Genomic DNA, 24,020 nt, shown 5'->3' on the forward strand with positions numbered 1-24,020 from the left:
GACGCGCGCCGCGCTCAGCGCGAGGAGATCAGGTCCCCGAGCCCTCGGCCGGCGCCTCGCCGGTCGACTCGCCGGCCGCGCCGCCGCAGCTGCCCGCGCCGCACGACGCCTGGGTGCCCGTCGCGTCGCCGGTCGACTCGGTCGTCGTCGTCTCGGTCGTGGTCTCGCTGCCCGACGAGGCGGTCTCGCCCGTCGACTCCGAGCTCTGGGCGCTGCCGCCGCCACACGCGCTCAGGCCGAGCAGGGCCGACGCAGCCACCACGAGCGAGGTCTTCAGCTTGCTGTTCATGGTCTCAGATCTCCCGGTTCCATTGGGGTTCGAGCCGCACTCGGGGCCTTGCAGGGCCCGGCTCCCGGTCCGGTGGCCGAAGACTAAGCCGAAATACACGCCGGCTGACAAGAGCCTGCGAGCACGTTCCGGCCGAGCGGCCGTTTCCGCCTGGAACGTTCGTATCCAGCGTGAATCGCTCCGAGCCCCGCGCGCCGCGCAGCTCGCCGCGCCTCGCGACCCCGGCAATGCGCCTGGGCGCGCGAAACGCCGACCCGAGCGCGAGACGGTCTCTCGCGACGGCCCTCGCCGGACGTCTCGCGAAAGCCCACCGAGCAAGAGGCGCCCGGCCGACGTCTCGCGAAAAGCCTACCGAGGAAGAGCCGCCGGCGCGACGTCTCGCGTCACCGTCGCGGCGGGCGTCAAGCGGCCACCGAGCAAGAGCAAGCGGGGCTGGGGCCCCGCGCGCAGCGTTTGGGGTGGGGGCCCCGATCCGGCTCCGCCGGTCGGGGGGAGGGGTCTTCCAAGACCCCTCCCGCAAGCTCAGCGCAGCTCGGGCGGGAGCAGCAGGAGGAAACGGCCCTCCGCGTCGCTCGTCGCGCGCCCGATCGGCACCGCGCGCTCACCGACGATGGCGTACGCCGTGATCTCGGCGCCCGCGATCAGCGCCCCGTCGTCGAAGCTCGCCTGTCCGCGGACCGCGATCGGGTGCCCGACGTCGAGCACCTCGGTCCACTCGCGCGCGGCCATCGCGAACGCGGGACGCACCACCCACGGCCATCCGCTGCCCTCGGCCGGCTCCGCGATCAGGTCGTAGACGCCCACGTCGAGGAGCAGTCGGAAGTTGCCGAGCGGGTCGGTGATCGTCTCGTTCGGCCGGTTCAGCAGCGATGCCTCGTCGAGCCGCGGGCCGGGCAGCGGTGCGTTCAGCGGGACCGCGCGGACGCGCGCGTCGAACACCGGCTCGCCGGCCGAGCGCTGCAGGATGCCGCTCAGCCGCGCGCGCTCCGGGAGCACGAACACGGGGCCCACGGTGTCGTCGGTGATCCGACGGTGCTCGACGTAGACGCCGAGCTCCGGCTCGAGAGGACGGATCTCGATGTCGTACTCGCCGGGAAGGACGCGCGCCTCGAACCCGCCGGGCGGCAATGGTGCGAGCGAGCACCCGATCGGCGTGCCGGCCGCCGCGCCCGCCGACGTCGTCAGCTGCAGCGCGAACGTGCCCGTGAGCCCGGTGCCGTCGTCCTCGAGCTGGCGCGAGCGCAGCGTGATCGTCGCACCGACCGCCGCGCCCCCGGCGGGCATCTCGACCGTCCCGGCGAAGCACGCGCCGGTCTGATCGGGCGTCGGCACGAGCACCCGCACGCGCGGATCGTCGGTCGGCCCTTCGTAGACGAGCACCGCGGGATCGACCGTGATCGTCGGGAACGCCGCGGCTGCCTGATAGGCGGGCGGCGCCGAGACCACGAGACGCCAGTTGGTCGCGGCCGGATCGACGAAGAGCTCGAAGACGCCTTCGTCCTCGCCCATCGTCGACGTCGTCGCGACCGATGACACGAGGCGCCCGGTCTCGTCGATCGCGCGCACCTCGAGCCCGTCGTGCCCGGTGCCCACGAGATCGACCAGCGTGCCCGCGAGCCGGAAGTGCTCCTCGTTCGGGCGCAGCGTCACGTCGTAGCGCTGCCCGCCCATCAGCTCGAGCACCGCGCGCGTCGGCGCGAGGCGGCGCGCGTCCTCGCCGCGCGGCCGGACCTCCACGTCGTAGACGAGGCCGGGCACGAGCTGCGTCGCGAACTCGTGAGCGCGCATCGGCTCCATGCCCGCGGTCTCGACACCGGGCGTGCTGACCGACAGCCGCGGCGCGACCGGCACGAGGACGCTGGTGCGCGGCGCGAACACGACGTCGGCTTCGACCGGGCGCGTCCCGCCCTCGCGCACCCAGCCGGTCACCGGCACCGGCGCGCGCACCGCGATCTGGATGCTCGCGTCGACGCCGCTCGCCGCGAACGAGCCGCTCGACGTGACGAGCGCGGGACGCCCTTCGTCGATCGACGCGGGCAGCACCATCTGCACGTTGAACGCGTACGGCGCGGCCGTCTCCGCGACGCAGATCCCCATCTCGCGATCGCAGCGCGATCCACCGCAGTCCGCGTCCTCGCCGCACGCGTTCATGGGCGGGGTGCGCGGCGGATCGATCGTCAGCGTGCACCCCGAGAGCGCACCGGCGACGAGCAGGGCGAGGCTCGCGCGGGTCACAGCTGGCACCCCCTCGCGTCGACGCCGTTCATTCCGTCGGTGTCCGAGATGACCCACCACGTCGCGGTCGCGACGTCTCCTTGGGTCTGCGGCGCGCGGCCGATCGGGCCGGCGAACGCGCTCGACACCACGACCTCGATGCGGTGGCAGCCCTCGGGCTCGAGGAACGATCGCGGCACGAAGATCTCCACCTCGCGGAGCACGCTCGGCGGGTTCGGCGGGATCGGCGCGCTCCCGGTGAGCATCGGGGTGTCGGAGTCGAAGTCGATGTAGACGCGGTACTCGAGGCGCTGCGCGACGTTGGGGTCGCGCACGTCGAGCTCGAGCGGCAGCCGCTCCAGCGTCGTGACCCCGCCGTCGGCGTCGACCTCGAGCTCGCTCGGGAACTGGATCAGGCTGTTCAGCGGGAACAGCGCGGTGTCCGCCGACTCGATCGAGGGCGGGTAGTTCTGCGGGACGTCGTACTGCACGTTCTGCGTCAGGCAGCCCGGGAGCGTCACCATCAGCGCACCGGCCGCGATCATTCCTGCGCCCGCGAATGCAGCGCGGGTGCCACGCGATGCGCGAGCCACGGTGCGCGCGGATCGCGCGGCAATTCGCGCGATCCGGTCGAACGCTGCCCGAGCCGCCCGCGACATCGATGTCAGACCTCCGATCCCGCGATGGGATCGACGCGATGCGTCATCACGGCTCCCGTGATCACTCGGTCGGCGGGCCGCCGGGCTCGGGCGCGTCGGGCATGCCTTCGAGGTACCGGAAGATGGTGCGCGGATCGACGCCGAGGTCGCGCGCGGTCTTCGTTCGGTTCCCGTTGTTCCGCTCGAGGACCTCGAGGATGTAGCGGCGCTGGAAGTCCTCGCGCGCCTGCGTGAGCGTCATGATCGGCTGCAGGGCCTCGGGGAAGAGGTCCATGTCCTCGGGGCCGACCAGCGTCTTGTCGCAGAGGACGATCGCCTTCTTGATGCGGTTCTCGAGCTGCCGGATGTTGCCCGGCCACTCGTACTTCCGGATCGCGATCAGTGCGTTCGGCGTGAAGCCCTTCACCTTCGGGTTCAGCTCCTCCGCGTACTTCGCGAGGAAGAACTTCGCGAGGATCAGCACGTCGTCGCCGCGCTCGCGCAGCGGCGGCAGGTGCAGGTTCACGACGTTGAGGCGGTAGTAGAGATCCTCGCGGAACGTGCTCTTGCGGATCTCGTCCTCGAGGTTGCGGTTGGTCGCCGCGACCACGCGGATGTCGACGCGCTCGACCTTGGTGTCGCCGACCTTGACGACGACCTTCTCCTGGAGCGCGCGCAGCAGCTTCACCTGCAGCGGCTGCGGCATCTCGCCGATCTCGTCGAGGAAGAGCGTTCCTCCGTGCGCCGCCTGGAACTTGCCCTGGCGCGTCGCGATCGCGCCCGTGAAGGCGCCGCGCACGTGGCCGAACAGCTCGCTCTCCATGAGGTTCTCGGGGATCGCGCCGCAGTTCACGACGACGAAGGGCCCGGCGTGGCGCGGCGAGCGACGGTGGATCTCGCGCGCGATGAGCTCCTTGCCGGTGCCCGTCTCGCCCGTGATGAGCACCGAGATGTCCGTCGACGCGACCTTCTCGACCTTGCGGAAGACCTCGACGAGCGAGGGGTTCGTGCCGACGATGTCGCCGAAGCGACGCTCGTTGAGCTGCTCCGCGAGCTGATCGCGATCGCTGCGGAGCTGATCGAGGAGCATCGCGTTCTGCAGCAGCAGCGACGCCTGCGACGCGAAGATGGTCAGCACGTCGAGCGAGCTCTCCTCGAAGAGGCCGCGCACGCTGTCGTTGCCGACGTAGATGAGCCCGAGGAGCTGGCCCTGCGCGATCAGCGGCGCGCACATCACGCTCGCGAGCTGCAGGTTCATCACGCTCTGGCTCGCGCCGAAGAACGTGTCGTTCACCGCGTCGCTCACGATGAGCGGCTGACGCGACTCGAGCACCTTCTTCACGATCGAGTCGCTCAGCAGCTGCTCGGCCTCGGGCAGAGGGCGGCCCGCGAGGTGGCGCGCGACGCTGATCTTCGTCTCGCCGTTCTCGAGCAGGACGAGGAAGCCCTTCGACGCGTGCGTCGCCTCGAGCACGGTGTCCATCAGGAGCTCGAGCTGCTCCTGCATCGAGCGGCTCTGCATGAGCCGCATCGAGAGCTCGTGGAGCTTGCGCAGCCCCGAGAGCTCGGCCGCGACCGATGCGTCCGCGTCGCCCTCGGGCGCGTCGCGATCGACCGACTCGTCGAACGCCGAGAAGACGAGCTCGACGCCGCCGAGCGTGAGGCGATCCGCGTGCTGGATCTTGCAGCGGCGCTTCTTCTTGCCGTTGATCAGGATCTCGCCGTCGCGGTCGACCTCGTTGAGGTTGAACTCGCGGCCGTCGAAGACGATCTGCGCGTGGTACTCGGCGAGCGAGCGGTCGTCGATGGGGATGTCGTTGCCGCCGGCGCGGCCGATCGACGTGAGCTTCTTGAAGATCGAGTAGACCTTCGGCCGCCCTTCGGGCCGGATCCACTTCAGCGAAGGCATCGCGACCAGTCTACTCCGGAAGCGCGGGCGGGGCGCGGAATCGCGACGCCGAGCGTACGTGTCATGCGTGCGCGCCGATCGGTATCCTCGGGCGCCGGAGGGGGCAGCGTGAAGGCGACGACGCGGACGATCCTGGTCACGATCGCGATGGGGCTCGGTGCGTGCAGCGGTGGGAGCGAGGCGCCGCCCACACCGACCCGGCCCGCAGCCGCGCATCCCACGACGCCTCCACCGACCACGACGCCCGCGACGAGCGAGCCGACCGCCACGACCGAGCCCGCGGCGACGACGCCTCCGACGCCGCCGCCCGCGCCCGAGCCCGCCGCGGCGCAGGCCGATCCGCTGCGCGCGCGCATCCAGGCGGATCCCAACGACGCGCAGGCGCGCTGCGAGCTCGGGTGGCTCTACTTCGACGTGGGCAACCTCGACGGCGCGGACGCGGAGACGCGGCGTGGCGTCGCGACCCTCGAGAACGACTTCCGCCTCGCCGACGCCTCGAAGCGCAACACGCTCGGCGCGTGCCTCTACAACCGCGGGCGCATCGCGGAGGCGCGGGCGCGCGCGCTGACCGACGCGGAGGCGACGCGCACCGGCCTGACGAGCGCGCTCGGCGACTACGAGCGCTCGCTCTGGTATCGCGAGAACGAGGCGGTGCGCGGGCGATGGAACGACGTCGCGACCGAGCTCGGCCGCCGCGGCGAGCGACCGGAGACCGTGCCCGCGACGCTGTGGACCTACGCGACCGGGCGGGAGAACGAGGTGTGCGGCGCGCCGGTCGAGGAGGGCGACGACACGATCGGCGAGGACTCGACCGAGGGCAGCTGCGCGGTGCACGTCGAGGCGGTCGCGCGCGGTCGTGAGCGGCGACAGGCCGCGGTGATCTCGATCGGCGACTACGACGACGCGGGCACGCCCGATCAGGTCTGGGACGATCGCGGCGAGACCTCGTACGAGCTGCTCACGTTCGACGGACAGAGCTGGATCACGCGCGGGCCGGTGTACTCGGTCGAGGGGATGGACTCGACGGTCACGATCGATCTGCGCTTCCAGGACGTGCAGCCGGGCGGCGACCCCGAGGTCCTCGTGGTGGTCGAGGACGAGTGGTACATGGAGGCCGACGACGACGAGGACTACGAGTCGACCGACACGTACGGCACGCACGGCGAGCTCTCGATCTGCGGCGTGCCCGAAGGCGCGACCGACATGCTCTGCGCGGAGATCGTCACGCGCGAGGAGAGCCACGGCGGTGAAGAAGAGCGCGTCGAGAGCGTCGCGGTGCGCTTCGCGGGCGAGGGGCGCGTGACGATCCGCGGCCGCATGGAGGGCGAGCGCGTGCGCGAGGAGACGACGGTCGCGCAGATCTGGACCGACGAGCTCGCGGCGCGCGAGCGTGCCGCGCTCGAAGCGCAGCGACGCGCGCAGCAGGCCGCGACGCCGCCGCCCACGCCGCCGCGCGAGATCACCGGCACGACCACGCCGACGACGACCGGCGCGCCCACCGAGGTGCGCTGATCAGCGGCAGTCCCAGACGCGCGCGACGACGACACCGGAGGACACGGTGTCGTGCGCGATCGTGCACGACGCGAGCGCAGCCTCGTGCTGGTCGAGCTCGTACGCGAATCGCTGCGAGATCACCCACTGCGCGCCTGCGCCGCGGTGCTCGATCAGATCGTCGCGCAGCGGATCGTGGAGGTCGCGACAGCTCGTGCGGTACTCGACGCGCTCGCCCTCGCCGGCGTGCGCGTTGACGTACGCGGTCGCGTCCTCGAGGCCCTCGCACCAGTCGGCGATCTCGAACGCGCGCGTCTCCGCGACGTGCGGCGCGCCGCCGGTCCAGAGCGCGAAATAGGTGCGCGGATAGGGCTCGGCGCGGAGCAGGCCGAACGTCGCGACGAGCATCACGACGACCGCCGGGACCAGGCGCGCGCGCTCGCTCCGCTTCGCGAGCAGCGCGCCGAGCGCGTCGGTGCCGATCGCTGCGAGCAGCGCGAGGCCGAGCCACGCCGTCACGACGTAGCGCGAGAGGTCCTGCCGCACGTGCGAGAGGCTCTGCGCGAACGGCAGGAGGAACGACGCGACGACGAGCAGCGCGTACGAAGGCGAGCGCCGCGCGAGCACCACCGCGCCGAGCGCGCCCGCGATCAGATGGAGCTCGGGCGTCGTCGCGAGGAACGCGTGCGTGAAGTAGCCGCGCCCCGGGTGGTGCAGGTGCCCGCGGTACCACTCGAGCGGCAGGTAGTCGGTGAAGTGCCGCACCGCGTGCCCGAATTGCTCGCGCGGATCGGACCAGAGCCACGGCCATCCCGCGTAGACGATCAGCACCGCGACGAGCGCGCCCGCGATCGTCTCCCACGGGATCCAGAGCCCGCCCTGGCCGCGGCGGCGCGACACCAAGCACGCCGCGAGCAACGAGAGCGGTCCCGACCACACCGACGTCGCGCGCGCGAGCGTGCCGAAGATCGGAAGCGCGCCCGCCAGCGCGCGCAGCGCGCGCTCCCGCGGCAGGTGCGCGCGCCGGGCGACGTGATCGCCCGTCCCCGCGTCGCGCATCCACAGCGCGAGCACGACGAGGAGCGCGGCCCAGATCACGCACGTGACCGCCTCGAGCGTGCATGTGCGCATCAGCCCCGCGAAGTGCGGTGTGCACGCGAGCAGCGCGGACGCGACGAGGCCGACGCGGCGCGACACGAGGATGCGCCCCGCGATCGAGATCAGCGTGACGACGAGCGCGCCACAGAGCGCCGCGGTCGCGCGCGCGCCGCCCCATCCGCCGAGCAGCGCGCCCCATCCGTACACCCACTTCGCGACCGGTGGGTGCTCCATGTTCCAGCGCCACGCCGCGGTCTCGAAGTCGCCCGCGAGCAGGTTCGCGACGTACGTCTCGCCGGCTTTCACGTACGCGAGCTCGTCGATCGAGAAGCCCGCCGCGAGCGCGCGCGGCACGAAGTAGATGCTCATCAGCGCGAAGACCAGGAGCGCGTCGGTGAGCCACGCGTCGCGGATCGATCCGCGACGCGCGATCACGAGCGCCGAGAGCGCGACGACGAGCGCGAGCGCGAAGGCGATCGTGCGCGCGGCGGTGCGCGGCGCGGGATCGCTCGACGCGGACACGTGCCACTCGTCGAGATCGACGGGGCGCGAGCCCCAGGGGCGCGCACCGTTCATGAGCAGCGTGTGCACCCGCAGGTACGCGCCGGGCTCGGTGGGCTCGGTGAGCGCGAGCTCGATCGGGTGCGCGCCCGGCGCGAGGACGATCTCGTGCGCGTGCACCTCCGTCTCGCCGCGCGACGCGTGCAGCACGTCGGCGCCCTCGACCCGGAGCACGAACGCGCGGTTCGTCTCGATCTCGAACCGCACCGGCGTGCGGAACCGCGTGACGAACGCGGCGCTCCACGTGATGCAACGACGCGCGCGCTCGCGCGGAAGCACCACCGCGTCGCGCACGATCTCGCGCGTCGCGTCTTCGGGCGCGGCGTCGCAGGTCTCGCCGCGAGGGCGCCACGAGCGCTGCACGATCCCGCGGCCACGCGTCGGCGCGATGGACTCGAAGAGCAGCGCGGCAGCGACCAGCACCGACGCGATGGCAACGCCCCAGAGCGCCCAGCGCGCGCGTGTGCTCGCGAGATCCTGCATCCGCCGGCGCGCGAGCATGCTCGTCGTCTCCGCTCCGGGCAACGGCGGCGTATCCTCTTCGCATGGCCAAGTCGCCGATCGACGAGATCGCTCAGCTGCTCACGCACGACGCGCCCGAGCGTCGGATCGCCGCCGCGATCGTGCTCGGCGAGCTCAAGGCGCGCGGGCCCGAGGTGATCAAGGGGCTCGTGTCGATGCTCGAGACCGGCGCGCCGCCGCTGCAGCGCCCTGCCCTCGAGGCGCTCGGACGCATCGGCGCGCCTCGCGCGCTGCCCGCGATGTTGCCGCTCGCCGGCGCGCGCGATCCGGACGTGCGGCGCCTCGCGATCGACGCGATCGTCGCGTGCGGCGAAGAGGTCGTCGAGCAGGTGAAGGCGCGCGTGCCCACCGCGCAGGGCGACGAGCGCAAGGCGCTCGACGCGATCCTCGCGCGCTTCGGCGATCGCAAGGAGGCCGTGACGACGCTGCTGGCGAACCTCGAGGCCGCGGATCCCGAGGTCGCGCGCGCCGTCGCGCTGCAGGTGCGGCCGCGCATCAAGGACGCCGACGCGAAGACGCGGCGCATGTGGCTCTCCGAGGTCACGCGCATCCTCGAGAAGATGAAGAAGACGCCGCCCGCCTCGCCGATCCCGGTGGCGACCGCGGTGAAGATCCTCGGCTACCTCGAGCGCGACGAGGGCACCGAGATCCTGCTCGAGCACGCGCGCGATCCGCGCGCGCCGTTCGCGGTGCGGCAAGAAGCGCTGATCGCGCTGCGGTACGTGATCGCGAAGGACGAGGCGCGCACCGCCGACGTGATCGACGCGATGGTCGACGCCGCCGAGGCCGACGATCGCATGCTCGCGCAGGCGGCGATCATGGGGCTCGCGGCGGTCGAGCTGCCCGCGAAGCACGCGGGGCGCATCGCGCGGCTCGCGGTGCATCCCGATCCCGAGCGCGCGCGGATCGCGATCGAGAAGCTCTCGAGGCAGCCCGGCGGCGAGGTGACGAAGGCGCTCGTCGAGGTGGTCGCGAAGGCCGATCGTCGGCGCGGAGAGCTCGCGGCGAAGGCGCTCGAGGCGCGCGACGACGCGGGCCCCGCGCTCGCGACCGCGCTCGCGGCGGAGACCGACGCCGATCGTGCGAACACGCTGCGCTACGCGCTGCGCCCGCACACCAAGAAGCTGCCGCCCGCGGCGCGCAAGAAGCTGGTCGAGGCCGCGCTGTCACGCCTGTCGAGCGGCGAGGCATGGCAGGCCCACGCCGACGTCGCGCGCGAGGCGGACAGCAAGTCGTTCGCGGAGGGGCTGCGCGAGCTCGTCGCGAAGCTGAAGCGCAGCAAGAACAAGGAGAGCGAGCTGCGCATCGCGCTGGGCCTGCTCGCGCGCACCGAGCACGCGAGCGACGACGATCGCTACGCGCTCGCGTCGCTCGCGCTGCGCGCGTCGCACCTCGACACGCGGCCGGCGATGCGCAGCGGCGACGAGGGGCTGACGCAGCTCGAGGCGCTCGCGGATCGCGGCTTCGACGTCGGCGCCGCGCTCAAGAAGGACAAGGCGCTCGAGATGGAGCACCTCTACTACGTCGGCTTCCACTTCGCCGAGGCGGCGCACCCGCTCGGCGAGGAGCTGCTGACGCACGTGATGAAGCAGGCCGGCCGCACGAAGATCGGCAAGGCCGCGAAGAACAAGCTGGGGCTCGCGAGCGCAGGCGAAGGCTGAGCCTCTGCCAGAGTGCTCGTCCCGTCGGCCCCGGAGGGGACCGCGCGAAGCGCGTGGACGGGAGGGGCGGGCGGGCGAGCCGATCGTTCGTCATCTTCGGAGGGTGCCGCGCTTCGAGAAGCTGCTGGTGCTCGATCTCGACGAGACACTCGTGCACGCGCGCGAGGACGCGCTCGAGCGGCCCGCGGACCACGTGCTCTTCGACTATCACGTCTACGAGCGGCCCGGGGTGCGCGCGTTCCTCTCACACGTGCTCGATCGCTTCCACGTCGGCGTCTGGACGAGCTCGGGCGAGCGGTATGCGAGCGGCGTCGTGTCGATGCTGTTCGGCGATCGGTCGCGACTGCGCTTCGTGCTCGCGCGCGATCGCTGCGTGCCGCACCGCGACCTCGAGACCCTCGACACCGTGTACCTGAAGGACATCCGCAAGCTGCGCGGCTTCGGGTTCGCGAAGGAGTCGATCCTCTTCGTCGACGACTCGCCGGAGAAGATCGCGCGCAGCTACGGCAACCTGGTGCGCGTGCGACCCTTCGAGGGCGACCCCGACGACGACGAGCTCCCCGCGCTCGCTGCGTACCTCGACGAGCTCGGCGCGGTGCCCGACGTGCGCGCGATCGAGAAGCGCGGCTGGCGACGTCGCGCGGGGTGATCGGAGACGATCAACCGCAGAGGGCCACGGAGGGCCGCCGCGAAGAGCTCTCACCCGCTGCGGCTTCTGCGGTGAATTTCCGGACAACGCGTCTCCGCGACGCCGAACGACCTTCTGGCCGTCCAGAACGCTCGTGGGCAACGCCACATCGCGTTCTGGCTTCGTAGGACGCTTCTCTGCGACGCAGACACACGTCCGGGCGCTGCGGATCGCCTGTCTGCGGCGCAGACGAGCCGTTTTTCTCGTCCGACTGCGTCTCTGCGACGCAGACGAGCCTCTTTTCTCGCCCGACTGCGTCTCTGCGGCGCAGACCAGCCTCTTTTCTCGTCCGACTGCGTTCTCTGCGGCGCAGACGAGCCTCTTTTCTCGCCCGACTGCGTCTCTGCGGCGCGAACGGGCGTCCTGGCGCGTCAGGACGCCCGTGTCCTCGCGCCATCAGCGTCCGCAGGTGTCGGTCACCGAGATCGTCGACACCGCGCCGCTGCGGATCGCGTCGCAGTGCGCGCCGAGCAGCTCGAGGCGCGTGCCGGTGAGCGTGTAGCCCGAGCTCGGCACCACGACGGCGTCGCGCCGCACGACCACGCTGCCCGGACGCGCCGGCGCGCTCGAGAGATCGACCGCGCAGTCCGTCGCCGCCGCGAGGATCGCGCGCAGCGCGCGCTCGAACGCCGGCGCGTCGACCGCCTCGTAGTAGCGCAGCGTGCCCGCGCCCATGCGCGGCCGGCCGCCCGCGTCGGCCATCTGGTTCAGCGCGTCGCGCAGCGCGGGGATGCCCGCCGCGCTGCCGCTGCCGTCGGGCCCGACGAAGCCGAGCACGAACGTGTCGACGCCGAGGTCGGCGCGCAGGCTCGCGATCGCGCTCACCGTCGACGCGACGGTCGCGCCGCAGTTGGGCTCGGGCAGGCCGTCGGTCGCGAGCACGACGAAGCGCGGGCGCGTGCTCGGGTTCGCCGCGAGGTAGCTGCGCGCGGTCGCGATCGCGGCGGGCGTCGGCGTGTCGCCGGCGCGCGGGTCGGCGTAGATCAGCCGCGCGCTGATGTTCGATCCGCTGCCCACCGCGATCGGGATCTCGGGCGAGCTCGCGACCATGCAGCTGCGCAGCTCGTTGCCGCCCGCGGGATCGCGGAGCGGGAACGTGAGCATGCCGAGCGGCAGATCGCCGATCGACGGGAGCACCGCGTTCATCGCGGTCGTGAGCGCCTGCCAGCGCGTCTGCGTCCCGGTCTCCTCGAGCCAGTCCATGCTGCCCGAGCGATCGACGACGAACAGGATCTCGGCGTCCACCGGCACGATCGAGACGGTGTCGTCGAACGGCGTGCAGCACGCCGCATGGGTGTCGCAGTCGAGATCGGCGCAGTCGATCGCGCCGTCGCAGTCCTCGTCGCGACCGCCGGTGCAGGTCTCGCCGGTCGGCAAGGTCGTGCCCACGCACGCGCCCCAGCCCGCGATGCCGCCGGTCACGGTGCAGGTCTGGGTGCCGGCGCGGCAGAGGCCCACGTCGCGCGTCCCCGCCGGGCCGCCGTAGCAGCTGCGCGTCTCGCCGGCGCTGCAGTCGCAGCCCTCGTCGATCACGCCGTCGCAGTCCTCGTCGAACGTCGCGTCGCAGACCTCGGTCGCCGGGAGCGACTCGCCGAGGCACTCACCGCTCCAGCGCGAGCCTCCGTCGATCAGCTCGCAGCGCTCGATCCCGTTCGCGCACAGGCCGACCTCCGCGGTGCTTGCAGGGCCGCCGTAACACGGACGCACCGCGTCCTCGGGGCACTCGCAGCCCTCGTCGGTCTCGCCGTCGCAGTCGTCGTCGACGCCGTTGCAGCGCTCTTCGCTCGGCGCGCCCGAGCCGACGCACAGGTCCCACGTGCCGAACTCGAGCCCGCTCGCGCAGTCCTGGACGCCCCACGCGCACGCACCCTCGCCCGCGAGATCCGGGTCACCCGCGAAGCAGCGCTGCTGGGCGCCCGGCGTGCACTGACAGTCCTCGTCGACGCGCCCGTCGCGATCGTCGTCGAGGCCGTCGCCGCACTCGTCGGGCGGGCCGCCGTCGCGCGGCTCGCCGCCGCCGTCGTCGTCGGGGACCTGCTGGCCGCCATCGCCGGCGCCGCGGCGCGGGGTGCGCTCACCGGCGCAGTCACAGCCGCTCGCGAGCAGGGTGATCAGCGCGAGCGCGACCGCGCATGGAGGAAGAGGAAACAGCCGAACGGACATCCTGACCTCTCGTGGGAAAGGTGCGACCCTACCCCACTCGGCCTCCGCGCTGAATCGCCGGAGCGGCCGCGATCGCGACCGGTCGGGACGATCGCGCGAGTGGCGCCGGGGCTTCACGACGGCGTGACCACGGCTCGACACGCGCCGCGCGGGACGCGTGCTTTCGTGAATGGCGCGTCGGCTGCTAGCGTCGCTGGCGCATATGCCCCGCTCGCCATTCGCTCGTGTGCTCTCGCTCTCCACGCTGCTCGTCGCGCTGCTCGCCGTCGGTTGCGGCTCGCGCGCTCGCTTCGAGGTCGTCCGGCCCGCGCTGCTCGACGCTTCGCAGGTCGGCAACACGTTCAGCGTGCAGCCGTTCAACGGGGTCGATCCCAACGCCGCGTATCAGGTGCAGACGATGCTGCAGCAGCGCATCGCGAACAGCCTGAACCCGTCGATCCGCCTCCTCGCCGCGGGCGGCGGGATCATCGTCACCGGCGACGTGATGGACTTCAGCTATCGCGAGGACTTCAGCACCGCGCAGGCGACGTGCTCGCGCAGCGTGCAGTACACCGACGCGAACGGGCGCCAGCAGACGCGCACCGAGAACTACCCGTGCGTCCAGACGACGCGCTGGGGCAACGCGAGCGCGAGCGTGCGGTTCGTCGTGATGGTCGCGAACAGCGGTCAGGTCGTGTTCGATCGCACCTACCAGGACGCGCTGCAGAGCTCGACCACCGCGACCAACGGGAGCCCGGGCCCGATCGACGGGCGCGGGATGCTCGAGTCGATGATCACGTCGTTCGTCGGTCAGTTCGCGCGCGTGATCCTGCCGTGGCCCGACACCGTCGAGGTCGCGTTCACCGACTGCGGCGGCGCCGACGGATGCGGTCAGGCGTTCGACCTCGTGCGCGCCGGCAACCTGCAGGGCGCGGAGCAGGTCTACACGCAGATCCTCGGTCCCTACGACGACGCGAGCGCGCAGCTGAACCCCGAGGACGCCGACATCGTGAGCAAGACGCTCTTCAACCGCGGCGTGATCCGCGCGTACACGGGCAGCTACGAGCTCGGCATGCAGGACCTGCAGCGCGCGATCGCGATCCGCCCGAGCGAGCAGCAGTGGCACGAGGAGCTCGCGCAGATCGAGCAGCTCGCGGCGGAGCAGGAAGCGCTCGCGAGCCAGATGGGCCAGGCGATGGCGCAAGCGCAGGGCGGGAGCGCGATCCAGCAGGTGCAGTGATCGAGATCGCCGCGGTCGCGGCGCGCGCCTCGAAGCGATGACGGAGACGCGCGCCGATGGCCAATCAGCAGTATCTCGATGCGTTCTTCCTTTGCTTGGGTGCCGCTGATCGTCGTGCTCGGCGGCTGTTATCTGGATCACGGTGCGACGGAGCGCGACGGCGGCACGACGCACGACGCGCACGTCGAGCCCGACGTCTGCGCGTTCGAGCCGGGCGGTGAGCTCTTCGAGGTGCAGGCGCTCTCGGACAACCTCCCGTCGACGCCGTACGACGTCGACGCGAGCGGGCGCGTGTACCTCGAGGTCCTCGGCGACACGTATCGCTGGGACGCGCCGGGCGAGCTGCTCTCGCTCGACGCGCTCACGGGCGTGTCGCCGTGGCGGATCGCGCGCATCGCGCGGGTCGCGCCGGATGGATCGCTCGCCGGACAGATCTGGCACGGCGAGCAGACGCACGCGTTCGTGTGGAGCGCCGCGAGCGGTGTCGTCGATCTCTCGCTCGACGACACGGTCGAGTCGAGCGCGACCGCGATCGGCGCGGACGGCATGGTGCTCGTCAACGAGGCGCGGCGCGCGTCGCTGCGCACGACGACGCGCCACGTGCTGCCGCTCGGCCTGCCGCCCGACGGCCACTCGCGTCATGCGGTGGTGCAGGCGCTCGACGTCGCGGCCGACGAGGCGGGCTCGGTCGTGGGCACGTCGACCGCGGACGAGACGCTCGACGTGTGGCGCGCGTTCGTGTGGACCCACGCGGCCGGTCATCGGCTCTTGCCGAACGACGGCGCGCTGCATTCGCGTGCGCTCGCCATCTCCGACGACGGCGCGTTCATCGTGGGCACCGCGTCGTCGCTCACGAGCAGCGTGATGACGCCGGTGGTCTGGCGTCGTGAGGTGATCGCGCGCATCCCGCTGCTTCCGCTGCCCGACCTCGCGTGGGGCGCGGCGACCGACGTGAACGATCGCGGCGTGATCGTCGGCACCGACAGCGGGCCGAGCGCGACCGGGCCCGAGGCGTACGGGTGGATGATGGTCGGCGAGCGGAAGCTCGCGCTCGACGCGCTGCTCGCCGAGGGCGACGCGTGGCACGTGACGCGCGCGGTGCGGGTCACCGCGGATCTGCGGGTGCTCGCGGTCGCGGAGCGCGAGGGCTCGGACGTGCGCGAAGCGGTCTTGCTGCGGCCGCGCTGCGCGCTCGAGGAGTGAGCCTCAATAAGGGCGCATGCTCGCGCAGTCGACGTGGTCGCCCTGCGAGACGCCGAGCATCGACGTGAAGCGCGCGTAGAAGCCGAGCCGATCCGCGACGCGATAGTCGCCGGGCCGTCCGCACTCGAGCCCGCCGTTGATCACGTTCACGGTCATGCCGAAGCCGGGCAGGCGACCGGCCGCGCGATCGGCGTCGGTGGGCGTCCAGCGACCGGTGATCACGTCGTGGCACGAGGGCTTCGGCGACTGCGCCGTGGTCCAGAACCAGAGCGCCGTGCGGAACGCGACGACGCCGTCGCGCGTGACTGCGTCGGGATCGGCGAGCAGATCGACGCCGAGCTCGCGACCCATCGGGCCGTAGTTGTAGTTCCACGAGAGCTGGATCGGCCCGCGGCCGTGATAGGTGCGGCCGGGCGCGCAGGGGTTCGTCGCGGAGGGCGCGCAGTACTGGGTGCACGCGCCGCTCTCGCACCCGACCTCTTGGATGAAGTAGAGGCCCCACGCGTATCGGCCGCCGGGCGCGGTGTCCCAGCCGCCCGTGGTCTCGTGCGCGATGTTCGCGAGGAACGCGGCGACCTCGCGGCGGCGCTGCTCGAGCGTGCCCTCGCGCGCGAACGTCGGGTGGTGCTCGGTGGCCGCGACGAGCGCGTCGTACGAGTAGAGCGCGTTGCGCTGCGGGAACATCTCGTCCCACTGCGCGCGGGTGACGAGATCGGCGAACCCGCCGACGGGCGGCGGCGGCGGAGGAGGCGGCGGAGGAGGCGGAGGGGGAGGAGGCGGAGGCGCGCCGGCGTCCGGCTCGGTGCTCGCGTCGATCGGGGGAGGCGGCGGAGGAGGCGGCGTGCCGGCGTCGACGTCGTCGTCGGGCGGGAGCGATGCGTCGATGGGATCGGCCCGCGGCGACGTCCCTGCATCGTCGTCGCTCGGCGGATCGATCGGACGCGCCGCGTCGACGCTCGGCGTCGTTCGGCCGGCATCGATCTCGCCGAGCCCTCCGCGCTCGATCAGGATGCCCTCGCACCCCGAGATCACGAGAGCGAGCCCGACCAGGAGGACACGCGCGCGCCGCATGGAACGAGAGAGGCGCGGCGCGCGCCGATCGGGTCACTCAGAACCGGATGCGCGCTCCGAGGCCCACGTCGCCCGGTCCCGGCGCGAGCTCCACGCGCTCGGTCGTCGGGCTGGGCGCGTCGTCGATCGCGGCCACCACGATCAGCACCACGCCCGCGATGCCGCCCGCCGCGGCGACGAACGTGAGCGCGGTGGACACGTCGGCGAGGGTCGACGCGCTGTCGCGATCGTCACGGAGATCGCCGGGGCACACGCCGCCCGTGCACTGCTCCTCGAGCGTCGAGTACGTGTCGTGCGCCGCGACGCCGAGCCCGATCGCGACCGCGGCGATCACCGCCGAGGCGGAGAGCGTGATCGTGCCCGGGAGGTAGTCGAGCCCGCCTCCGCCTTCGCTCGTCGTGGGCTCGGTCGTGGTCGCGGTCGTCGTCGCCGCGGCGCGCGCCGCGGCCTCCTCGCGCTCGCGCACGAGCCGCTCCTGCATGCGCCGCAGGCGATCGAGGCGCGGCTGCGCGAGCTGCGCGGACTCGGTGCCCGGGAACTGCTGCATCACGCGCTCGAGCGCCGCGATCGCCTCTTCGAGGCGCGCCGCGCGATCCCACGCCGTCGCCGCGTTCAGAAGGAGCTCGGGGCGCGGCGAGAGCGCGAACGCCTCTTCGTACTCGCGCGCCGCGTCCTCGAAGCGCTCCTGCTCGAAGTAGAGCGTGCCCGCCTGGAAGTGGATGCGCGCCTGCTCGTCGCTCGCCGACGTCTGCGCGCTCGCGCGCGTCGTCGTCGCGCCCAGCAGCAGCGCGATCGCGAGCACTCCGATCGTCCTCGTCATCACGCGCCTCCCGGCAGATCGAAGCCCACGAGGATGCTCCCGCCCGTGCCGTACGTCGTGCCGTCGATCACGACCGTGCCCGCGAGCCCCATCACCGCGAACACGCGCTGTCCGTCGGCGCTCGACGTGATCGTGCTCGCGCCGTCGAACTCCGTGCTCCCGAGCACCGCCGACCAGCGCCACGCGCCGTCGGGCGTGATCTGCAGCGCGAGCGCGTCGTGCATGCCCACGTTGGGCAGCGCGCCGCCGCCGAGATCGGCGCCCTCGCCCGACCATCCCGCGATCAGCAGGTGCCCGCCCGCGAAGCGCATGCGGTTCACCCCGCCCTCGCTGTACTGATCCGAGAAGATGCGTGAGAAACGATGCTCCGCGCTCGACGTGAGGCTGACGAGCGTGAAGCCCTCGCCGAGCGTCAGCGGGATCGCGCCGCCGCCGTAGTCGGCGCCGCCGTTGGTGCGCGTGCTGAAGTAGACGTTGCCCTCGGCGTCCGCCGTCATCCAGCGCAGCAGCTCGCCCTCTTCGTTCTCCGGCACGCCGTAGATGCGTCCCCACTGGGCCATCCCGTCGGCGGCCGAGAGCGCGACGACGTAGCCCTGTCGGAACGTCGTCGGCGTGAGCTCGACGTCGTCGAAGACCATTCCGTCGTCGAGCTCGCCGCCGACGAACAGCGTGTCGCCGCCGGCCGCGAACGCCTCGATGAACTCGGAATTGCGCGCGAACGTGCGCACCCAGCCGGTGCGCCCCGAGAGCTCGTGCTTCACCACGAACACGCCGTCGGTCGGCGCGTCGGCGTACGGGATCGGGATGCCCGACGAGTCGCGGTCGTTGCGCATCGAGAAGCCGCCCGAGTAGTTGCCCGCGACGTACGTCGCGCCGTCGGCATCGCGCGCGACCGCGACGACGTTGTCGTAGCCGGTGCCGCCGTACTGCGCCCACCACCGCAGCGTGCCGTCGTCGGCGAGCGAGATCACGAACGCGTCCGTTGTGTTCATCGCGCCGAAGAGCGCCTGCGACGCTCCGTCGGCGTAGATCATCGTGGGCGACGCGGTCGTGCCCGCGACGACGACGTCGCCGAGCGAGCCCGCGATCTGCGCGTCGACGACGCGCTCGAGCGACGTGCCACCGAACGTGCGCGACCACAGCGGCGTGCCGGTCTCCTCGTCGACGCGCGTCACGAGCGCATCCTCGGAGCCGTGCGAGACGACGGACGCCGAGCCGACCGCCACGGTCCCCGTGAACGCGCCTGCGGCGATCAGCGCGCGCTCGCCGGCTGCGATCGCGTTCCACTGCACGCCGGGCACCAGGAGCGACCAGCCGATCTCACCGGACGAGCACGTCGCGTCGACGCACGCATCGGTCGCCTCGCACACCGTGTCGCAGCCGCCGCACGCGCCGTGATCGCCCGTGACGTCGCGCTCGCAGCCCGCGGCGCCCTCGTCGCAGTCGTCCCAGCCCTCGGCGCATCCGGAGACCGTGCACGTCCCGGCCTGACACGCGGTGAGCTCGTTGGGCCCGCCGCACTCGGTCGGCTGCTCGTCGACGCGCGTGTCGCAGTCGTCGTCCTCGCCGTTGCACGTCTCGTCGCTCGCGACGCTGCACCCGTCCGCGCGCGTGCCGCCGTCGGCGTCGACGCGCGCGTCCATGTCGTCGCCCTGGAACTCGAACTTGCCGAAGTCGTCGATGAAGCTGCAGGCGCCGAGCGAGAGCGTCAGCGCGACGATCGACGTGAATGTGCGAGCCATCGGGGGCCGACTCTAACAGAGCCGCGCGACGCCGAGCGCGCGCCGTCGCAGACTGCCCACGATGCGTGTCGGGACCATCCCGGTGACCGTGGTGACCGGCTTCCTCGGCGCGGGGAAGACGACGCTGGTGAACGCGTGGCTCGCCGAGCACGCGCGCGGCGAGATCGCGGTGATCGTCAACGAGCTCGGCGCGATCGGCATCGACGGCGAGCTGCTCGCGGAGCGCGCGCGCACGCTCGTGGAGATCACCGGCGGATGCATCTGCTGCACGACGTACGCGGAGCTCGTGAAGGCGCTCTCCGAGCTCGCGTCGCGCGCGCCGCACCGGGTGATCGTCGAGACGTCGGGCGCAGCGTCCCCGGCCGGCGTGATCCGCGCGATCAGCCGCACCGAGGCGCTCCGGCTCGACGGAGTGATCACGGTGGTGGACGCGACGCGCGTGCCTTCGCTCGCGTCGAACGATCTCGCGCTCGAGCAGATCGGGTACGCCGACGTCGTCGTGCTCTCGCGCGCCGATATGTGCTCACAGCACACGATCGACGAGGCGCGCGAGTGGGTCGGTGCGCGCAACGGCGCCGCGATCGTCGCGACGTCGGCGCGCGGTGTCGCGGAGCGCTTCGAGGGCCTGCTCGCGCAGCGCGCGACCGACGTCGGATGGCGCGCGCTGCCCGCGGCGGCACACGCGAGCGCGATCGAGTCGGTGTCGCTGGTGGTCGACGACGAGCTCGACGAGGATCGCTTCCTCGAGTGGATGGAGGACGAGCTCGCGCGGATCGCCGGGCGTCTCCTGCGCACCAAGGGCGTGCTCGCGATCCGCGGCGTCGAGCCGCGCATGATCCTCCAGGGGGTCGCCGACGAGGTGGAGGTCACGTTCGGCGCGCCGTGGCGCGACGACGAGGTGCGACGGAGCCGGCTCGTGATCGTCGGATACGGGCTCGACCGGGACGCGCTCGCGCGCGGTTTCGCGGCGTGTCGCGCGGGCCGAGGCGCGCCTACGTAACGCCCCGTGGAGCGTCGGGATCAGAGGCCGGGCGGCGAAGGGCTTCGCGAGCGCGCGTTCGAGGTCGTGTTCGAGTCCGACACGCCCGCGGGGCGCGCGTTCGACACCGCGCTGCTCGTGGCGATCTTCGCGAGCGTGGTCGCGGTGCTGCTCGAGAGCGTGCCGTCGTTCCGCGCGCGCTGGGGCGACGCGCTGCGCGCGTCGGAGTGGGCGTTCACGATCCTCTTCGCGATCGAGTACGTCCTGCGCCTCGCGATCGTTCGCCAGCCGCTGCGCTACGCGACGAGCTTCTTCGGGCTCGTCGATCTGCTCGCGATCCTGCCGACGCTGGTCAGCCTGCTGGTGCCGGGCGCGCAGTCGCTGCTCGTGATCCGCGTGGTGCGTCTGCTGCGCGTGTTCCGCGTGCTCAAGCTCGCGAGCTTCACGGTCGAGGCCGCGGTGCTCTCGCGCGCGCTCCGCGCGAGCCGCCAGAAGATCACGGTGTTCATCGGCGCGATCCTCAGCACCGTCGTGATCGCGGGCGCGCTGATGTACCTCGTGGAAGGCGACGCCGCGGGGTTCGACAGCATCCCGCGCGGCATGTACTGGGCGATCGTCACGCTCACGACGGTCGGCTACGGCGACATCTCGCCGCGCACGCCGATCGGACAAGCGATCGCGTCCGTGCTGATGATCGGCGGCTACGGGGTGATCGCAGTGCCGACCGGCATCGTGTCGGTGGAGCTCGCGAACGCGACGCGCGCCGGGCTCTCGCCCGAGGCGTGCCCGGGCTGCGGGCTCGAGGGCCACGATGCCGACGCGGGCTTCTGCAAGCGCTGCGGGACTCGGCTGTAGGCGTCGACGATCACTCGACGACCGTGCCGAGCGTGCACTCGGGGTCACAGCCCGGGCCGTTCGGGCGGAACCGCTCGTAGCTCACGATCCACTCGTGCGCGGCGAGGAGCGTCCCGTCGTGCGCGACGAGCTCGAGCCGATACGTGTCGCGGCCCTCGACGTCGATCGCGCGCTCGCCGCCCGGCGCGAGGTCGAGCCGAGCGCGCCGCGAGCCGTCGCTCCACAGCGCCACGCGGAAGTGCTCTCCGATCGGCACGACCGCCGGGCTCGTGCGCTCGCCCTCGGCATCGATGGCGGCGTCGACGCACTCGTCGTTGCGGCACACGGTCACCGTGCCGCCGACCGCGGTCGCGTCGTACTCGAGCGCATCGATGGCCAGCATCGAGCGGCAGAACACCAACGTGCAGTCGGAGTCGACTGGGCCGCAGCCCGCCACCGAGACGGCGAGCGAGAGGAGCGCGAGAGATGGACGCATTCGTCGGAGTGTACCCGCGAAGGCGCGTCTCTCGGCATGCGCCGAGCGCTCAAGCGTCGTCACGAGACGTCGAGCGCTGCAGCGTCACCTGCTTCGCCTCCCGGAGCGGCGTGAGCTTGTGAGGGTTGCGGACCGCGTAGATGCGCGTGATCCGGCCGTCCTCGACGACGAAGCTGATCGCGGTGTCGAGCACGCCATCGACGTCGATGCGCGCCGCAGGGCCGCCGTTGATCCACATCCGCGAGACGACCGTGCCCGCGCGCGCGCGCTTCGCGAAGCCGGAGAGAGCCCGCACGACCGACTCCACGCCGACGAGCGACACCCGGAGCGCAGGGACGACGCCGCCCCCGTCGGGGACCAGCGCCACGTCGGGCGCGAGCACTTCGACGAGGCCTCGCACGTCCCCGTCGGTCAGCGCTTCGAGGAAGCGCGCGATCACGGCTTCCTGCTCCGCGCGGGTCACCTGCATCCGCGGTCGGCGGGCGGCCACGTGCTCTCGCGCGCGGTGCGCGATCTGGCGCACCGCGGCGGGGGTCTTCCCGACGGCTGCGGCGATCTCGTCGTACGGCGTCTCGAACACCTCGCGGAGCACGAACACCGCGCGCTCCGTGGGCCCGAGGGTCTCGAGCCCGGTGAGCATCGCCATCGAGATGCTCTCCGCGAGCTCGACGTCCTCGGCGACCTCGGGGCCGACGAGGAGCGGCTCCGGCAGCCACTCTCCGACGTAGTCCTCACGCCGTCGCTTCCGGGAACGCAGCCGGTTGAGCGCCTGCCGGGTGACGATCCGCACGAGGTACGCGCGAGGATCGCGCACCTCGGGCCGCGCCGCGCTGGCCCACCGCAGCCAGGTCTCCTGCACCACGTCGTCGGCGTCGGCGACGGAGCCGAGCATCTCGTACGCGACGGTGAAGAGCAGGCCACGGTGGGCGACGAACGGATCGTCGCTCATGTCGCCGCGGCCGTTTCCGCGGTGTGCGCCGCGAGCGGCCGCAGGCCGCAGCTCGCCGAGAAGCCCTGCGCCTGGATGCCGAGCGCGACGTTGGTGCGGGCCGCGAGGTTCGCCAGCCCGGCGAACGCCGTGAGCTCCAGGAGCGCGGGCGCGCCGAGCTGCTCGAGCAGGCGGGCGGACATCGCATCGGTGACGCGCGGCGGCGTGTCGCTCATCGCTTCGGCGTACTCCATGACGTCGCGCTCGAGCGGCGTGAAGACGTGGGACTCGCGCCACCGCGGCACCTCGCGCGCCTTGTTCACGTCGAGGCCCTCGTTGTGGGCAGTGAAGTAGCCGAGGTCGAGGCAGAAGCTGCAGCCGACCATCGACGCGACCGCCATGTGCGCGAGCGACTTCAGGTTGCGATCGCAGGCGCCCCACTTCTGCGCCTGACCGGACATCCCGAAGAGCGCCTTGAGCACCGGGCGGTGGTGCCAGAAGACGCCGAGGGACTCCGGCACCTCTCCGAGCATCCGCTTGCTGAGCCTCTTGATCATCGCGCCGTAGATGCCGGTGATCTCGGCCGCGGGGATCCGTGTCGTTCCTGCCATGTCGCCTCCTTCGCGCTGCGTTCGAGCAGGAGACACCGGACGTCGCGCGGATGTGACAGGCGCCGTCGTTGACACGGCGGCCGGGAACATATAGCTAGACAGCTATGCATCGTGAGGCTGCCCTCGACCGCACGTTTCGCGCGCTCGCCGACCCGACGCGCCGCTCGATGATCCACGCGCTCGCGAGCGGCGAGGCGCGCAGCGCCGGCGAGCTCGGCGCGCGCTTCCGCTCCGCGCAGCCGACCATCTCGCGCCACCTCAAGGTGCTCGAGCAGGCGTGCCTCGTGGAGCGGCGCGTCGAGGGGCGCGTTCACCGGTTTCGCCTGCGTCGCGAGCCGCTCGCGGAAGCCAGTCAGTGGCTCGAGCGCCATCAGGCGTTCTGGACCGGCGCGGTCGATCAGCTCGAGCAGCTCCTGAAGGAGTCCGAGCGATGAGCGCTCCGAGCCCCGGCGTGCTCGTGCGCCGCTTCTTGAGCGCCTCTCCCGACAGGGTGTTCGCGGCCTTCGCCGACGCGACGCTGGTCGCGCGGTGGCTGCGTCCGTCGCCGGACATCGCGCTCACCGTGCTCGCGTTCGACTTTCGCCGAGGTGGTGCGTACCGGTTCGCCTACGACGTGCCGACCGGCGAGCGGATGGTCGTCGGCGGCACGTACAGCGTCATCGAGCCGCCGTCGCGCATCGTGTTCTCGTGGCTGATCGAGCCGCCCGACGAGCACGCCGGCATCGACTCGGAGGTGATCGTGACGCTGGCTGGAAAGGACGCCGGCACCGAGCTCACCATCCGCCACACGAAGCTCGGACGCGCGGACGCCGACCTGCGGCACGACCAGGGCTGGCGCGGCGCGCTCGATCTGCTCGACGCGCGACTGCGAGAGGAGCCCTGA

The 24,020-nt window shown here is 72.2% G+C and carries 21 protein-coding genes; 9 read left to right on the forward strand and 12 right to left on the reverse strand.

All coding sequences use genetic code 11. The features are described 5' to 3' along the window. Window positions 1-28 precede the first annotated feature (28 nt). The 4 genes from DB32_RS37075 to DB32_RS37090 form a co-directional block, all read right to left on the reverse strand. On the reverse strand, window positions 29-289 hold the full coding sequence (locus tag DB32_RS37075) for a hypothetical protein (protein ID WP_053237381.1): 261 nt from the start codon (window positions 287-289) through the stop codon (window positions 29-31). 522 nt (window positions 290-811) lie between these two features. After that, window positions 812-2,524, reverse strand: a complete 1,713-nt coding sequence (locus DB32_RS37080; RefSeq protein ID WP_053237382.1) for a hypothetical protein — start codon at window positions 2,522-2,524, stop codon at window positions 812-814. After that, window positions 2,521-3,048: a hypothetical protein gene (locus DB32_RS37085; RefSeq protein ID WP_053237383.1), complete on the reverse strand. Its 528-nt coding sequence runs from the start codon at window positions 3,046-3,048 to the stop codon at window positions 2,521-2,523. Before DB32_RS37085 ends, DB32_RS37080 begins: the two co-directional genes overlap by 4 nt. A gap of 175 nt (window positions 3,049-3,223) precedes the next feature. Then, entirely contained in the window at window positions 3,224-5,050 is a 1,827-nt protein-coding gene (locus tag DB32_RS37090) for a sigma-54-dependent Fis family transcriptional regulator (RefSeq protein ID WP_053237384.1), read from the reverse strand. Between the two features lie 108 nt (window positions 5,051-5,158). Here DB32_RS37090 and DB32_RS37095 point away from each other — a divergent pair, with 108 nt between their 5' ends. Beyond that, complete coding sequence (locus tag DB32_RS37095) at window positions 5,159-6,562, forward strand: tetratricopeptide repeat protein (RefSeq protein ID WP_053237385.1); 1,404 nt, start codon at window positions 5,159-5,161, stop codon at window positions 6,560-6,562. Here DB32_RS37095 and DB32_RS37100 read toward each other — a convergent pair whose 3' ends face one another. After that, window positions 6,563-8,725 (reverse strand): hypothetical protein, encoded by a 2,163-nt coding sequence (locus DB32_RS37100; protein ID WP_053237386.1) that lies wholly within the window; start codon window positions 8,723-8,725, stop codon window positions 6,563-6,565. It lies immediately after the preceding gene. Window positions 8,726-8,745: 20 nt separating this feature from the next. Here DB32_RS37100 and DB32_RS37105 point away from each other — a divergent pair, with 20 nt between their 5' ends. Together DB32_RS37105 and DB32_RS37110 are read left to right on the forward strand one after the other, a co-directional pair. Beyond that, the gene (locus DB32_RS37105) at window positions 8,746-10,383 is read left to right on the forward strand and encodes a HEAT repeat domain-containing protein (RefSeq protein WP_053237387.1); all 1,638 of its coding nucleotides are present in this window, start codon (window positions 8,746-8,748) and stop codon (window positions 10,381-10,383) included. 103 nt (window positions 10,384-10,486) lie between these two features. Continuing rightward, window positions 10,487-11,032, forward strand: coding sequence for an NIF family HAD-type phosphatase (locus DB32_RS37110; protein ID WP_053237388.1), 546 nt, complete (start codon window positions 10,487-10,489; stop codon window positions 11,030-11,032). 435 nt (window positions 11,033-11,467) lie between these two features. Here DB32_RS37110 and DB32_RS37115 read toward each other — a convergent pair whose 3' ends face one another. Further along, window positions 11,468-13,234: a vWA domain-containing protein gene (locus tag DB32_RS37115; protein ID WP_053237389.1), complete on the reverse strand. Its 1,767-nt coding sequence runs from the start codon at window positions 13,232-13,234 to the stop codon at window positions 11,468-11,470. Between the two features lie 202 nt (window positions 13,235-13,436). Here DB32_RS37115 and DB32_RS37120 point away from each other — a divergent pair, with 202 nt between their 5' ends. Both DB32_RS37120 and DB32_RS37125 read left to right on the forward strand, forming a co-directional pair. Further along, window positions 13,437-14,453: a tetratricopeptide repeat protein gene (locus tag DB32_RS37120; RefSeq protein WP_169791679.1), complete on the forward strand. Its 1,017-nt coding sequence runs from the start codon at window positions 13,437-13,439 to the stop codon at window positions 14,451-14,453. Window positions 14,454-14,531: 78 nt separating this feature from the next. Next, entirely contained in the window at window positions 14,532-15,656 is a 1,125-nt protein-coding gene (locus DB32_RS37125) for a hypothetical protein (protein ID WP_157069904.1), read from the forward strand. Between the two features lie 3 nt (window positions 15,657-15,659). On the opposite strand, the gene DB32_RS37130 is transcribed toward DB32_RS37125, so the two are convergent. Genes DB32_RS37130 through DB32_RS37140 form a run of 3 tightly spaced genes read right to left on the reverse strand, consistent with a single transcriptional unit; the run spans window position 15,660 to window position 19,289 of the window. Beyond that, complete coding sequence (locus DB32_RS37130) at window positions 15,660-16,727, reverse strand: glycoside hydrolase family 19 protein (RefSeq protein WP_053237392.1); 1,068 nt, start codon at window positions 16,725-16,727, stop codon at window positions 15,660-15,662. A gap of 37 nt (window positions 16,728-16,764) precedes the next feature. Beyond that, window positions 16,765-17,547 carry a tetratricopeptide repeat protein gene (locus tag DB32_RS37135; RefSeq protein WP_053237393.1) on the reverse strand — a complete coding sequence of 261 codons (783 nt, stop codon included), beginning with the start codon at window positions 17,545-17,547 and terminating at the stop codon, window positions 16,765-16,767. After that, on the reverse strand, window positions 17,547-19,289 hold the full coding sequence (locus DB32_RS37140; protein ID WP_053237394.1) for a hypothetical protein: 1,743 nt from the start codon (window positions 19,287-19,289) through the stop codon (window positions 17,547-17,549). Before DB32_RS37140 ends, DB32_RS37135 begins: the two co-directional genes overlap by 1 nt. A 61-nt stretch (window positions 19,290-19,350) precedes the next feature. Here DB32_RS37140 and DB32_RS37145 point away from each other — a divergent pair, with 61 nt between their 5' ends. Next, on the forward strand, window positions 19,351-20,289 hold the full coding sequence (locus tag DB32_RS37145) for a CobW family GTP-binding protein (protein ID WP_053237395.1): 939 nt from the start codon (window positions 19,351-19,353) through the stop codon (window positions 20,287-20,289). Between the two features lie 6 nt (window positions 20,290-20,295). Continuing rightward, window positions 20,296-21,123 carry an ion transporter gene (locus tag DB32_RS37150; RefSeq protein WP_053237396.1) on the forward strand — a complete coding sequence of 276 codons (828 nt, stop codon included), beginning with the start codon at window positions 20,296-20,298 and terminating at the stop codon, window positions 21,121-21,123. Window positions 21,124-21,133: 10 nt separating this feature from the next. Here the strand turns inward: DB32_RS37150 and DB32_RS37155 are convergent, their stop codons facing one another. Genes DB32_RS37155 through DB32_RS37165 form a run of 3 tightly spaced genes read right to left on the reverse strand, consistent with a single transcriptional unit; the run spans window position 21,134 to window position 23,137 of the window. Further along, complete coding sequence (locus DB32_RS37155; protein ID WP_053237397.1) at window positions 21,134-21,598, reverse strand: hypothetical protein; 465 nt, start codon at window positions 21,596-21,598, stop codon at window positions 21,134-21,136. Window positions 21,599-21,647: 49 nt separating this feature from the next. Then, complete coding sequence (locus DB32_RS37160; protein WP_053237398.1) at window positions 21,648-22,547, reverse strand: RNA polymerase sigma-70 factor; 900 nt, start codon at window positions 22,545-22,547, stop codon at window positions 21,648-21,650. Beyond that, complete coding sequence (locus DB32_RS37165; RefSeq protein WP_053237399.1) at window positions 22,544-23,137, reverse strand: carboxymuconolactone decarboxylase family protein; 594 nt, start codon at window positions 23,135-23,137, stop codon at window positions 22,544-22,546. The genes DB32_RS37160 and DB32_RS37165 overlap by 4 nt, the downstream gene beginning before the upstream one ends. Before the next feature lie 104 nt (window positions 23,138-23,241). Between DB32_RS37165 and DB32_RS37170 the strand changes: the two genes are divergently transcribed. Next, window positions 23,242-23,571, forward strand: coding sequence for an ArsR/SmtB family transcription factor (locus DB32_RS37170; protein ID WP_053237400.1), 330 nt, complete (start codon window positions 23,242-23,244; stop codon window positions 23,569-23,571). Next, window positions 23,568-24,020 carry an SRPBCC family protein gene (locus tag DB32_RS37175; protein WP_053237401.1) on the forward strand — a complete coding sequence of 151 codons (453 nt, stop codon included), beginning with the start codon at window positions 23,568-23,570 and terminating at the stop codon, window positions 24,018-24,020. Before DB32_RS37170 ends, DB32_RS37175 begins: the two co-directional genes overlap by 4 nt.

The sequence above is a fragment of the Sandaracinus amylolyticus genome (assembly GCF_000737325.1).
In the GTDB taxonomy this organism is placed as follows: Bacteria; Myxococcota_A; Polyangia; order Polyangiales; family Sandaracinaceae; genus Sandaracinus; species Sandaracinus amylolyticus.

Coding starts and splice junctions, on each gene's coding strand:
- DB32_RS37120 (WP_169791679.1), top strand. CDS start 13,437: ATGCCCCGCTCGCCATTCGCTCGTGTGCTCTCGCTCTCCACGCTGCTC.
- DB32_RS37085 (WP_053237383.1), bottom strand. CDS start 3,048: ATGATCGCGGCCGGTGCGCTGATGGTGACGCTCCCGGGCTGCCTGACG.
- DB32_RS37125 (WP_157069904.1), top strand. CDS start 14,532: ATGCGTTCTTCCTTTGCTTGGGTGCCGCTGATCGTCGTGCTCGGCGGC.
- DB32_RS37135 (WP_053237393.1), bottom strand. CDS start 17,547: ATGACGAGGACGATCGGAGTGCTCGCGATCGCGCTGCTGCTGGGCGCG.
- DB32_RS37105 (WP_053237387.1), top strand. CDS start 8,746: ATGGCCAAGTCGCCGATCGACGAGATCGCTCAGCTGCTCACGCACGAC.
- DB32_RS37130 (WP_053237392.1), bottom strand. CDS start 16,727: ATGCGGCGCGCGCGTGTCCTCCTGGTCGGGCTCGCTCTCGTGATCTCG.
- DB32_RS37155 (WP_053237397.1), bottom strand. CDS start 21,598: ATGCGTCCATCTCTCGCGCTCCTCTCGCTCGCCGTCTCGGTGGCGGGC.
- DB32_RS37170 (WP_053237400.1), top strand. CDS start 23,242: ATGCATCGTGAGGCTGCCCTCGACCGCACGTTTCGCGCGCTCGCCGAC.
- DB32_RS37115 (WP_053237389.1), bottom strand. CDS start 13,234: ATGTCCGTTCGGCTGTTTCCTCTTCCTCCATGCGCGGTCGCGCTCGCG.
- DB32_RS37165 (WP_053237399.1), bottom strand. CDS start 23,137: ATGGCAGGAACGACACGGATCCCCGCGGCCGAGATCACCGGCATCTAC.
- DB32_RS37160 (WP_053237398.1), bottom strand. CDS start 22,547: ATGAGCGACGATCCGTTCGTCGCCCACCGTGGCCTGCTCTTCACCGTC.
- DB32_RS37175 (WP_053237401.1), top strand. CDS start 23,568: ATGAGCGCTCCGAGCCCCGGCGTGCTCGTGCGCCGCTTCTTGAGCGCC.
- DB32_RS37145 (WP_053237395.1), top strand. CDS start 19,351: ATGCGTGTCGGGACCATCCCGGTGACCGTGGTGACCGGCTTCCTCGGC.
- DB32_RS37140 (WP_053237394.1), bottom strand. CDS start 19,289: ATGGCTCGCACATTCACGTCGATCGTCGCGCTGACGCTCTCGCTCGGC.
- DB32_RS37090 (WP_053237384.1), bottom strand. CDS start 5,050: ATGCCTTCGCTGAAGTGGATCCGGCCCGAAGGGCGGCCGAAGGTCTAC.
- DB32_RS37075 (WP_053237381.1), bottom strand. CDS start 289: ATGAACAGCAAGCTGAAGACCTCGCTCGTGGTGGCTGCGTCGGCCCTG.